12 protein-coding genes and 1 pseudogene are annotated in these 11,993 nt (G+C 57.5%); 12 read left to right on the forward strand and 1 reads right to left on the reverse strand.

Translation table 11 applies throughout. The features are described 5' to 3' along the window. Positions 1 to 12 precede the first annotated feature (12 nt). From GKZ67_RS15115 to GKZ67_RS15145, 9 genes are all read left to right on the forward strand, one after another. Positions 13 to 342 (forward strand): STAS domain-containing protein, encoded by a 330-nt coding sequence (locus GKZ67_RS15115; RefSeq protein WP_173243864.1) that lies wholly within the window; start codon positions 13 to 15, stop codon positions 340 to 342. Between the two features lie 92 nt (positions 343 to 434). Next, positions 435 to 851: an ATP-binding protein gene (locus GKZ67_RS15120; protein WP_173243866.1), complete on the forward strand. Its 417-nt coding sequence runs from the start codon at positions 435 to 437 to the stop codon at positions 849 to 851. Positions 852 to 1,107: 256 nt separating this feature from the next. After that, positions 1,108 to 3,483, forward strand: a complete 2,376-nt coding sequence (locus GKZ67_RS15125; RefSeq protein ID WP_173243869.1) for a peptidylprolyl isomerase — start codon at positions 1,108 to 1,110, stop codon at positions 3,481 to 3,483. A 153-nt stretch (positions 3,484 to 3,636) separates the two neighbouring features. After that, the gene (locus tag GKZ67_RS23755) at positions 3,637 to 3,774 is read left to right on the forward strand and encodes a hypothetical protein (RefSeq protein ID WP_254244862.1); all 138 of its coding nucleotides are present in this window, start codon (positions 3,637 to 3,639) and stop codon (positions 3,772 to 3,774) included. After that, on the forward strand, positions 3,768 to 4,130 hold the full coding sequence (locus GKZ67_RS23760; RefSeq protein ID WP_254244863.1) for a hypothetical protein: 363 nt from the start codon (positions 3,768 to 3,770) through the stop codon (positions 4,128 to 4,130). The genes GKZ67_RS23755 and GKZ67_RS23760 overlap by 7 nt, the downstream gene beginning before the upstream one ends. A 16-nt stretch (positions 4,131 to 4,146) precedes the next feature. Next, positions 4,147 to 5,028 (forward strand): peptidylprolyl isomerase, encoded by an 882-nt coding sequence (locus GKZ67_RS15130; protein WP_254244864.1) that lies wholly within the window; start codon positions 4,147 to 4,149, stop codon positions 5,026 to 5,028. A 165-nt stretch (positions 5,029 to 5,193) separates the two neighbouring features. Beyond that, positions 5,194 to 6,159 (forward strand): AAA family ATPase, encoded by a 966-nt coding sequence (locus GKZ67_RS15135; RefSeq protein WP_151085962.1) that lies wholly within the window; start codon positions 5,194 to 5,196, stop codon positions 6,157 to 6,159. Between the two features lie 98 nt (positions 6,160 to 6,257). Beyond that, a complete protein-coding gene (locus GKZ67_RS15140) occupies positions 6,258 to 6,677 on the forward strand; it encodes a hypothetical protein (protein WP_173243872.1) in 420 nt (139 codons plus the stop codon). A 215-nt stretch (positions 6,678 to 6,892) separates the two neighbouring features. Further along, the gene (locus tag GKZ67_RS15145) at positions 6,893 to 7,456 is read left to right on the forward strand and encodes a GNAT family N-acetyltransferase (RefSeq protein ID WP_173243876.1); all 564 of its coding nucleotides are present in this window, start codon (positions 6,893 to 6,895) and stop codon (positions 7,454 to 7,456) included. A 54-nt stretch (positions 7,457 to 7,510) separates the two neighbouring features. Here the strand turns inward: GKZ67_RS15145 and GKZ67_RS15150 are convergent, their stop codons facing one another. Next, a complete protein-coding gene (locus GKZ67_RS15150; RefSeq protein ID WP_173243879.1) occupies positions 7,511 to 8,566 on the reverse strand; it encodes a hypothetical protein in 1,056 nt (351 codons plus the stop codon). Positions 8,567 to 9,045: 479 nt separating this feature from the next. Here GKZ67_RS15150 and recA point away from each other — a divergent pair. From recA to GKZ67_RS15165, 3 genes and pseudogenes are all read left to right on the forward strand, one after another. After that, positions 9,046 to 10,055: pseudogene (gene recA, locus GKZ67_RS15155) on the forward strand (recombinase RecA). Between the two features lie 160 nt (positions 10,056 to 10,215). Continuing rightward, positions 10,216 to 11,052 (forward strand): DUF3108 domain-containing protein, encoded by an 837-nt coding sequence (locus tag GKZ67_RS15160; protein ID WP_173243881.1) that lies wholly within the window; start codon positions 10,216 to 10,218, stop codon positions 11,050 to 11,052. A gap of 195 nt (positions 11,053 to 11,247) precedes the next feature. Continuing rightward, positions 11,248 to 11,913: a response regulator transcription factor gene (locus tag GKZ67_RS15165; RefSeq protein ID WP_254245260.1), complete on the forward strand. Its 666-nt coding sequence runs from the start codon at positions 11,248 to 11,250 to the stop codon at positions 11,911 to 11,913. Positions 11,914 to 11,993 lie beyond the last annotated feature (80 nt).

Consider the following 11,993-nt stretch of genomic DNA (forward strand, 5'->3'; position numbering starts at 1 on the left):
ATGGGGCCTATTATGAAAGTAACTGCTCAACCCGCTGACACTACCCTTACGCTTATCCTCGACGGGGAGCTGGACGCTTCCTCCGCCGTGATACTCGACACTGAGCTCAACAAGCCTGAGCTACTTAATTACAAAAAAGTACTGATTGACTGCCAGCGCCTTAGCTACATATCGTCGGCTGGACTTGGCGTATTTATCTCCCATTTGCAGCGCCTGCAGGATTCCAACGTCAAGCTGGTATTCTACAATATGCAGGAAAAGGTATTTAACGTATTCGAAATCCTGGGCCTCGATTCCCTGATGACCATCGTACCCACCGAAAAAGAGGCGCAGGCTGCTTAATCAGTAGCTCACCAGCAGCTGACCAACACTGAACAAACATCTTGCCCTTGTAGCTTCTCTGTTCTTCTGCTGCTCCGTTTTCCGCCTTCGCCATGCAAGACCGCATCCGCATTAGTTGTTCGCGCCAGAACCTGCAGCAGGTGCGTGACTTCGTGCGCAGCTTTTTGCTGAGCGCTCATCGTAAAGAGATTACCGTCAACCAGGTAGTACTGGCAGTAGATGAGGTGATGGCCAACTTTATTATCCATGCCAATGGCGAAGATGCCAGTCAATTTCTGGACTTGCTGCTGGTTCTTACTGACCGGCAGCTTGATATAGAGATTGAAGACCACGGCAGCACGCTGTTTCTGCCTTCGGGCAAGGTGGCTACGCCCGATTTGCGTGCCTACATTCAGCAGGGTCGCAAGGGCGGCATGGGCATGGCCCTGGTATCGCGCATTATGGACCGGGTAGAGTTTTTTGAGCGCAACTCGCATACTGTTTGCCACTTAAGCAAAGAGCTTATGTGAATCACGAGCTTTTCCAGCCGCAATCCCCGCAACGGGTAAGTCGCCTTAAAAGGGTGGCTTACCCGTTGGTCTTTTCAGGCAAAACCAGACCCGCGGCTATCATTTCAGACGCGCTTGGCTATCAGCACCATGAGGGCGGCAACCGGCGCCCGCGCATAAGCCGGCAATTTCTTCGTAAAATTGCACCAGTATTGTGCCCGGCCCGTTGCCATTTGCCTTTTAAGGTGCGTTCAGGTCGGTTCTCTTCATTTTATCTATGCATTCACGCCTTCCGTTGGCCGGTGCCGCTGCCGCCACGCTGCTTCAGCTGGCTGCCTGCCAAGCCAGCAAGCCTACTACCGCCACCAACCCGGCCAGCCAAGCCGTGAGCCAGCCAGTAGCTACCACCGGCCCCGCTATCGAAACGCTGGGCACTTACCCGGTGCCCAGCCGTGAGTTTGCTTACGTTTATAAGAAAAACAACAGCACCGCTGCCGACTACGGCACTCGTGCGAGCGTAACCGACTATCTCACGCTTTATACCAACTTTCGGCTTAAAGTGCTGGATGCTGAAAAGCAGGGCCTCGACACCACGCAGGCATTTCGGCGCGAGCTCGACGGCTACAAGCAGCAGCTGGCGCTGCCCTACCTCACCGAGAAGGGTGTGACCGACCAGCTGGTGCGCGAAGCCTACGACCGCATGGGCCAGGAAGTAAATGCCTCGCACATTCTGGTGCGGGTAGCGCCCGATGCGTCGCCAGCCGATACGCTGGCCGCTTATCAAAAAATACAGGCCCTGCGTCAGCGCGTTACGAGCGGCGAAGACTTTGGTCTCGTGGCCAGCGCCAGCAGCGAAGACCCCTCGGCCAAGGAGAATGCCGGCAAACTCGGCTACTTCACGGCCATGCAGATGGTGTACCCGTTTGAGTCGGCCGCTTATCGCACGCCGGTGGGGCAGGTAAGCCAGCCCATCCGCACGCGCTTCGGCTACCATATTATCAAGGTAAACGATAAGCGCACTGCGCAGGGCGAAATCAAGGTAGCCCACCTGATGGTGCGCGTGACGCCCCAGGCCCCCAAGGCCGACTCGGCGGCCGCTCACAAAAAAATCAATGAGCTGTATGCTCGTCTGCGCAAGGGCGAGAACTGGAACAAGCTCGTGGCGCAGTTTTCGGAAGATGCCGGCTCGGCTCCCAATGGTGGCGAGTTGCCGGCCTTCGGCACCGGCCGCATGATTCCGTCGTTTGAGGAAGTGGCGTTTAAGCTGCAAAAGCCCGGCGACATCTCGGCTCCGGTTCAAACGCCCTACGGTTGGCACATTATCAAGCTCATCGAAAAGCAGCCGCTGGCTGCCTTCGCCACTATGGAGCCGACGCTGAAAAGCAAGGTGGCTAAAGACTCGCGCTCGGAGCTCAACCACGCGGCTTTTCTTAAGCGTATTCGCCAGGAAGACCAGTTTGTGGAGATTCCGGCAGCCAAGACGCTGGCTTTTGCGCAGGCCGATACTGCGCTGGTGCATGGCCGCTACAAGTTCAACGCTGCTACCATGACGGCCAGCGGGGCCAAGGCTTCCAAGCAGACGACCAAATCCGGCGGCGATAAGCTGCCGCTCTTTACTATCAAAGGCCAGCCTTACACCGTAGCCAGCTTTCTGGCTTACGTGCAGCAGAACCAGCGCCCGCGCCCCACGGCCGAGCCGGCCTTTGTGATGCAGCAGCTCTACGACCAGTACGTAGACCAGAGTCTGACCGAGTTTGAGAAAAACAGCCTGCCCGCCAAGTATGAGGACTACCGCATGCTCGTGCAGGAATACCGCGACGGCATTCTGCTCTTCCAACTGATGGACACCAAAGTCTGGAGCAAGGCTATTGAGGACACGGCTGGCTTGAAGAAATTCTTTTTGGCCAACCAAGCCAACTATCAGTTTGGGCAGCGCGTGCAGGGCAGCGTTATTTCGGCTGCCACGCCGCAGCTGCTGGCCAGGGCGCAGCGCGAGCTGCCAGCCGGCCGCTACGCCATCGCGGGCAAAGCCGGCTCGGCGCTGGTGCATTTTAAGGCCGGCACGGCCACGCCCGCGGGCAGTGGCGGCTCGGCCGTGCTCGAGGACGTGGCCCGGCGCATGAGCCAGGATACGGCTCTTTTTGTGACAGTAGCCGGCCACATCCGCAAGGGCGAGAGCCCGGCGCTGGCTCACCAGCGCGCTTCTGCCGCTATCGACTACCTGGCCAAGACTGGCAAGATTGCCCGCCATCGGCTGGGGGCCGCCCCTACTCGCACGGCGGTCACTGCCGATGGAGATACCCGCCTGGCTTTCTTCAGCACTGCTACCAGCGCCCTCGAGGCCAACCTCAACCAGCAGAACCCGCTGGCCGTGCAGATTCAGCAGCGTATCTTTCAGAAGGGCGAAAACAAGGTGATGGATGAGTACCTGACCCGCCCGGCTGGCACTTACACTACCCAGCGCGACGGCCGCTACTACGCCATAGTGGTAAAAAAGAGCCTGCCCGCCGGCCCCAAAGCCCTAAGCGATGCGCGGGGCCAGGCCACCAGCGATTACCAGAACTACCTGGAGAAGCAGTGGATTGAGCAGCTGCGCCAGCAGTATCCCGTAAAAGTTAACGAGCAGGAAGTAAATAAGCTGGTCACTAAATAGCGTCCGGCGCTGAAGCATCGCGCCAGGCGGCCTGGCTCCGGGCGGCGAGTAAATCCCATTTACGCAGCTTGCAGGAACCAGAAACGCTAAAAACCTTTTATGTTATCGCGGCATGGGCGGCAACCTCTGGCCCGCCTCGCGACTCCCTATCTTATGCAACGTATCCTTCGGCGCCTATCCGCCTACTCCTTATTCGCACTTGCGGCAGTGCTGGCCCTGCCGCATACCAGCTACGCGCAGCTGGGTATCAGCCGCCCCGGGGCCAGCAGATACTCGATGGCATTGTGGTAAAGGTTGATAACCAGATTATTCTTCGCTCCGAAGTAGAAGGCATTGTGGCCCAGGAGCAGGCGCGCGCCCAGGGCAAGCCCCTGCCGCCCGACCTGCGCTGCAAAATTCTGCAGAGCCTGGTGCTGAGCAAGCTGATGCTGGCCCGGGCCGATATCGACTCCGTAACCGTGACCGATGCGCGGGTCAACAGTGAGCTCGACCGCCGCATGAACTACTTCGTGCAGCAGGTAGGCTCCGAAAAGAAGCTGGAGGAGATGTACAACAAGCCGGTGCGAGTTCTCAAGGAAGACCTGCGCCCCAGGTGCGCGACCAGCTGGTGCAGCAGGAGATGCAGGACAAGATTTCGGGTAAAGTAGCCATCACCCCCGCGAAGTGAAAGAGTACTTCGATAAGGTGCCCAAAGACAGCGTTCCCTATTTCTCAACCGAAGTAGAAGTCGGGCAGATTGTGATTCCGGCGCAGGTAAACGACAAGGCCAAGCAGGAAGCCATTGCCCAGCTCAACGACCTGCGCGGTCGCGTGCTGGCGGGCGAGAGCTTCGAGGAATTAGCGAAAAAGTATTCGCAGGACCCTGGCTCGGCCGCTCAGGGCGGTTACCTGGGGTTCTTTAAAAAAGGAGAGCTGGTACCCGAGTACGAGGCCGCATCGCGCAAGCTGGAGCCCGGTCAGCTATCGCCGGTGGTAGAGTCGCAGTTCGGCTTTCACCTCATCCAGTTTATCGAGCGCAAGGGCGACTCCTATTCAACTCGCCATATATTGCTGAAGCCCGCTGCCGGCGCCGCCGATGCCAGCGTGGCCGCGACCAAGCTGACCCGTATTCGCAATCAGATTCTGAAGGATAGTATTTCTTTTGCCAAAGCAGCGAAGGATTTCAGCACCGATAAGATAACCGCTGCCAACGGCGGGCTGCTGGCCAACCGGGCCGATGGCGGCTCGAAGCTGCCGCTCGATAAGCTCGACCCAGCCGTCTTCTTTATTATCGATACCATGAAGGTGGGCCACATTACGCCCCCGCTGCCCTACCGTACTGATGACGGCAAGGAAGCCATGCGCATTCTTTACCTGAAGAGCAACACGCCCCCTCACCAGGCCAACCTGCTCGACGACTACCAGAAAATTTCGCAGGCGGCCCTCACCCAGAAGAAAAACAAAGCGCTGGATGAGTGGTACGAAAAGAACCGCAGCACCGTGTACTTGGAAGTTGCTCCCGAATACGCCGAGTGCAAGGTACTGACTGCCAGCACCGACCAGTAAGAGCCGCTAAAACAGCGTTGAATAAAAAGAGATGTCCAGCGCATCCGGTATCGGCCGGCCAAAGCAGCTTGCCCGCACTGCCCGAGTCATTGCGCCACCGATGCCAGCCGGGTGCTTCGCTAAGCGCTGAGCAGGACGTTCTTTTAGTATATTATTAGCTTGATAATGGCTCAATTTCAAAACGATAAAGAAGCGGCCGACTCTCTGAAGCAGGCGTACCAGCAGCTGCGGCAGGAAATCGGTAAAGTCATTGTGGGTCAGGACGACGTGGTACGGCTCGTGCTCACGGCTGTGTTTGCCCAGGGCCATTGCCTGCTGGTGGGCGTGCCGGGGCTGGCCAAAACGCTGCTTATCCAGACTATTGCCGACTCGCTCGACCTCTCCTTCAACCGCATCCAGTTTACGCCCGATTTGATGCCCTCCGACATCGTGGGCTCGGAAACCCTGACGCAGCAGCGTGAGTTTCAGTTTGTGAAGGGGCCGATTTTTGCTAACATCATCTTGGCCGACGAGATAAACCGGACGCCGCCCAAAACCCAGGCGGCCCTGCTCGAAAGCATGCAGGAGTACGCCGTTACGGTGGCCGGGCAGCGCTACCCGCTGGCGCGGCCATTCTTCGTGCTGGCCACCCAGAACCCGATTGAGCAGGAAGGCACGTATCCCCTTCCCGAAGCGCAGCTCGACCGCTTTATGTTCAACATCGAGCTGGGCTACCCGAGCTACGAGGAGGAGCTGAACATTGTCAAGAACACTACCTCCGACCGCAAGCCGACGGTGAGCAGAATATTGCATTCCGACGATATTCAGGCTTACCAGGCGCTGGTGCGCCGCGTGCCGGTGGCCGATAACGTAGTAGAATACGCCGTCGGGCTGGTGCACAAAACGCGACCCAATATGCCGCGCACTGCCCCGCGCGCCCAGCAGCTGTTGGAATGGGGTGCCGGCCCGCGGGCCAGCCAGTACCTTATTGTGGCTGCCAAGTGCAACGCGCTGCTCACCGGCAAGTACTCGCCCGATATTGAAGACGTGCGCGCCGTAGCTTTGCCTATCCTGCGTCACCGCCTCGTGCGCAACTTCAAAGCCGAAGCCGAAGGCACCACGGTAGAGCAGATTATCAAAGAACTACTTTAAATCATTTAACACTTATCATTTAACATTTAACACCTTGGCACTCACTGGATTTTATCCTTTGCGTATTGAATGTTGAATGGCAAATGGTAAATGAAATCATGGAAGCCCAAGCGTACTATCAGCAATTTGAGCGCAACGTGCGCATTATTCTCGATGCGCTGGCCGCCGGCCTCGACCTGCGCACCACCGCCCTCGAAACCAGCCTGCCTCTGGAGGTATATGTGCTGTGCGAAGTGCTGAACCAGGGGGCCGGCGAGCATTTTACCCTCACGGCCACCGGAGTGGCGCGGCTGGCCGAGTTTCAGCAGCAGTTTATGCGCCACGAAGACCAGACGCTGGCCGCCATGCAGCGCGTGCTCGCCGATAAGCAGTCGGTCATGCGTACGCCTGAAGGCCGCGTATTTACGAAAGAAATGCTGATTCGCCGCCTGGAGTTCTTCAACGAAGCGGCCCGGCAGGTAAACGTGATGCGTACCCAGCAAGCGCTGGGCAGCCCCGGCAGTATACGGTCTGAGTAGTGGCTTCGCCCGCTTTATAGCCCAACGAAAAAGGCCGCCTGAGCAGGCGGCCTTTTTCGTTGGGCTATAAAGCGGGCATTACAGTGCGGTAGTACCCAGTTTATAAAATCGGTTTTCAAACAATAGCTAAAAAAGCAGCTTGTTTTTGCTAGTGAGGTTGCAGCGTCAGGCAGGGTTATTGTTTGTTCTGCGGGCTGCTCTTCTTACCCAATACAGTGCTCGAAACTGCCCGCCTTTTGTTACGCCCCTATGAGCCCGCCGACGCGCCGGCTTTTTACACGGTGCTCGACCAGAGCCGGGGGCGCCTGCGGGCTTCGTTTCCCGACCGCTTGCGTGCGGTACCTACCTTGGCCGCCGCCCGCATTCAGCTCGCCACCTTTGCCCACGACTGGCGCACCGGCCGCTTTTACGTAATGGGCATCTGGCACCGCGAAACCCACGAGTACCTGGGCGATATCTGCCTGATGCCCCAGCGAAACGAGCAGGCCGAAATCGGCTATTACCTGGCCGTTGAGGCCGAAGGCCACGGCTATGCCCGTGAGGCGCTGGCTGCGGTCTGCACCTTTGGGTTCGCGTCGCCGGTAGCTGCGCAGCGGCTGCTTATTCGCTGCTTTGCCGACAACCTGCGGGCGCAGGCCGTAGCCCGCGACCTGGGCTTTAGCTTGCAGAACCCTGAGCAGCCCGAAGCGCCCCGGTGGCTCCGACTCAGCTTCTGGGACAGCCATCTGCCTCAGGCCGAAATTCTGCACTTCGTCCGCACGCGCGATGCCGGCAGCTAAACCCCGGCTGTCGCCCTTTTTAGCCAGGTTTCAAACATATTAAATATACTATATTTACTGCCCGACGCGCACTCGCCTGCCCACATTGCCCAGCAGCCATTCCTGCCGAAAGTTGAGGTAAACGCCGAAAGAAAAATCGAGCAGGCTGCGGTTGAAGTCGTACACCGGCTCGACGCGCACCGTCAGGGCCGCCGCGTCGGAGATGCGGAAGTCGCGCAGCAGGCGCACGAGCAGCAGGCGGCGGTCGGCCTCGCTATAGCCGGGGGTACCGTAGCGCGAGGCCACCGACTGGTAGTACGTGCCACCGAAGGGTGCGTAAAATTGATGCCCCTGCCAGTAGCTCAGCATGAGGTCAACGTAGCGGGTTTCGAGCGTGCCGTTGAGATACAGCGCGTGGCCGTTGTTGAAAGGCAGCAGAAATACGCTGGAATGGTCGCCGTAGAGCAAGCCATAGGCATTTACCCGCACGGCCTGAACTACCGACCCATGCAGCGGCAGGCGCGCCATCAGGCCACTGGCATAGTTAAAAATCGTCTGGATAGGAATGTGCAGCGTATCAATCTGCCCGCCGTGGTGCCGGGCCGTAAACTGAAACGGCACCGATAGCTGCACCCGGCTATTGTCGCCGGTCAGGCCGAAGCTGCTGCTCAGTCCGCCGGCAATCTGCTCCTGGTAGCTCACCCCCGGGTACTCCTGCCGCAGCCAGTCGACCCAGGTATCCAGAAACACGTGCCTGGTATTCAGCCGGTACTGCACGCCCTCCTCCAACGGCTTTAGCATCACGCGCTCAAAGTCCATGAGCGGCTCGATGTACTCGTGGTTGAGATTGGCCTTGATGTTGCCGAAAATAAACTGGCTGTTCTTGTGTGTCCAGGTGGCGCGGTAGGTGGGGCGAACCTGTTTTAATATAGGGTTTCCAAAATCCTTCCAGATAAAAACGCCGGCTTCCAGGCGCAGCTCTTTGGTCGGATAATAAACGAGCTGCGGGTTCAGCTGCGTGCCAAACAGCGTGTAGCCTTCGACAATGGGGTTGAAATACTCGTTGTCCTTGAAGAAGATGAAGGCGTTGAGGGAAAGACGCAGGTCGCCCGCATTAAATGAATAACGCAAACTGCGTGATTCACTAATACGGTTATTTGCTGCTTCTACAGAATCTGCTTGCTGCTTTGACGACGCAGCTACATCCGCAACCAAAATGTGGCGTACTTCACCCGGCGTGGGCGACGTAAACGCCCGGTTATCCAGCTGCGCCCACGCCGGCCCAGCCGTAACCAGCACAGCCCCAAGGCTAACTAAAATTTTTAGAAATTTCCCCATAAATTTGGGCGTTTCCGGCACAAAACCGGGGGCCGATGCGTTAGAAATAGCCGTCGAAAAACAGAACGGTAGCCAGGCTTAGCCTCCTGTTGTGCTGCCTTGCTGCGGTAAACCAAAATACCGTATTTTTACAAACCTAAGTTTCTTTACACCCCAACCCCTTCATGGCCTTAGCAACCAAAAAAGCCGACAAACCTGAAACGGTCGAGAAAGCTGACAAGAATGCCCCCTCCAACCCAGCTGCCGAGAAAGCCAAGGCACTTGCACTGACGATGGAGAAGCTCGACAAAGCCTTCGGCAAAGGTACCGTGATGAAGCTCTCGGACCAGAAGGTAAACGATATTCCGGCCATCAGCACCGGCTCGCTGTCGCTGGATATTGCCCTCGGCATCGGCGGGTTACCCCGTGGGCGCGTGGTCGAAATCTACGGCCCGAATCGAGCGGTAAGACTACGCTGACGATGCATGCCATTGCCGAAGCCCAAAAGGCCGGTGGCACTGCCGCCTTCATCGACGCCGAGCACGCCTTCGACCCTACCTACGCCAAAAAGCTGGGCATTGATGTGGACAACCTCCTCATCGCGCAGCCCGACAACGGCGAGCAAGCCCTGGAAATTGCCGACCAGCTCATCAGCTCGGGCGCTATCGACATCATCGTAATCGACTCCGTGGCGGCCCTCGTGCCGAAAGGCGAGCTCGAAGGCGATATGGGCGACTCGAAAGTGGGTCTGCACGCCCGCCTCATGAGCCAGGCCCTGCGCAAGCTCACCGGCACCATTAACAAGACCAACTGCCTGTGTATCTTCATCAACCAGCTGCGTGAGAAAATCGGCGTGATGTTTGGCTCGCCCGAAACCACGACCGGCGGTAACGCCCTGAAATTCTACGCTTCGGTGCGCCTCGACATCCGGCGCATCGGCCAGATTAAGGAAGACAAGGACAACGTAACCGGCAACCGCACCAAGGTGAAAGTGGTGAAAAACAAAGTTGCGCCGCCCTTCAAGGTGGTCGAGTTTGATATCATCTACGGGCAGGGCATCTCGAAAGTCGGCGAAATTGTGGACCTGGGCGTCGACATGGGCATCATTGGGAAGTCGGGCTCGTGGTTCAGCTACGATGGCAACAAGATTGGCCAGGGCCGCGAAGCCGTAAAAACCCTGCTGCTCGACAACCCCGAGCTGGCCGACCAGATTGAGGCTAAAATCCGCACCATGGCTAAGGGCGATGAGGATATCATCCCAGTGGACATGAGCGGCCCCGAAGACGGCGACGACACGCTGTAAGCGACCTGCTTAGCTTACTTTTTCCGTAAAGCCCCGCTGCCAGCTGGCAGCGGGGCTTTTTGCGCCTGGCTAAGGCAACCCTACGCGGTACTCGCTGCGTAGTTTTGTGGCTGGCATCTGGTTTGTACCGCTTGCTCTGCTTTCGCTTTCTACTGCTCTTATGCCGCGCTGCTGGCTAGTTATTCCCCTGCTTTGGCTATGCGCCGCCGCGACGCAGCCCCCCGGCACCGCCGAGCCCGTACGCCTGTGGCCTAATACCAGCTTTAAAACCGGCGAAACCATTCGCTACAAGGTTCATTATGGGGTGATTAACGCAGCCGAAGCAGTTGTAGAAACCTCCGGCAGCCTCGAGCGAGTGGCCGACCGGCCCTGCTACAAGGCCACCGTGAGCGGCCGTACTACTGGCTCTTTCGATTTCTTTCTGCACGTAAAGGACCAGTGGCGTGCTTACATCGACACGGCCAGCATCCTGCCGCTGCGCTCCACCCGCGATATTGAAGAAAGCGCCTATCGCAAAAAGGAAGTAGTCGATTTCGACCAGGCCCACGCTATCGTAAACGTGCTGCAGACCCACCGCAAAGACCCCATCCGCTACACATTTAAGGTGCCTAACAATGTTCAGGAGCTGGTAAGTGGCTTTTACTACCTCCGCACCCTCAACTACGACCACATGAAGCCGGGCGAGGTTATCCATATGGGCGGCTATTTCGACGAATCTACTTTTAATCTGGAAGTCGTCTTCAAAGGCCGCGAGATAGTCGAGACCAAAGCTGGCCCCGTGCACGTGCTTAAGCTAGTGCCCAGGCTGCCCACCAACCGCATTTTCCGAGGCGAAGACGCCATCAAAGTGTATCTCTCCGACGACCGCAACAAGATTCCGGTACTGTTTCAGGCCGAGATGTTCGTGGGCGCCGTGAAAGTAGATATGTATAAGTACGAAGGCCTAAAAAGCCGGCTTAATATGGTCAGACAAAATCCATATTCCGCAAAAGACTAATGATGAGCAGGCAGACTATTATTTGCCTGTTTCCTGGCTTTTGCTGTCCCTACTATCGGCGTCACACAAACGTAACACGGCTGCCGCGCCGGAGCAGGTAATTTTGTGACGCGAAAGTCCTTACCCCTTTCGCCTTCCCGCCGTGGCCACGCCCGCCCCCAACGGTTAACGCAAACAAAGTCTGCTGCCTACCGGATTCTGGTTGTCGACGATGACCCAGACATCGTCGAGTTGCTGGAATTCAACCTTAAAAAGGAAGGGTATCTCACGGCTTCGGCCGGCGACGGCCGCCAGGCCCTGGCCATAGCGCAGGAGTTTAACCCCGATATCATTCTACTCGATGTCATGATGCCGCACCTCGATGGCATCGCCGCCTGCCGGATGCTGCGCGAGCAAAAAAAGTTCAAAGATATATATATTCTATTTTTAACCGCCCGGGCGGAGGAATTTTCCGAAGTTGCGGCCTTTGAGGCCGGTGCCGACGACTTTCTGGCGAAGCCCATCAAACCGCGAGCGCTGCTCAGCCGGCTGGCGGCCATTGTGCGCCGCGACCAGGACCCCCATGCCGGGGTGGAGGCCATCGACATCAACGGCCTGCGCATCGACCGCACAGCCTTTGCGGTGTATCAGGACGGGCGTAAAATCACGCTGCCCAAAAAGGAGTTTGAGCTGCTGGCCTTCCTGGCGGCCTCGCCGCACAAGGTATTCAGCCGCGATGAGCTGCTGCAGAATATCTGGGGCAACGACGTATTTGTGCTGGCCCGCACCGTGGATGTGCACGTGCGCAAAGTGCGTGAAAAAGTGGGCGACCACCACATCCAGACCATTAAGGGCGTGGGCTATAAGTTCAATGCAGACTAATTTTCATTTAACAAGTAACCGTGACCATATACCCGTTGGACGCTATCTTCCAACTGGAAAACTATCTGGGATACCCTGTT

The sequence above is a fragment of the Hymenobacter sp. BRD67 genome (assembly GCF_013256425.1).
Lineage (GTDB): Bacteria > Bacteroidota > Bacteroidia > Cytophagales > Hymenobacteraceae > Hymenobacter.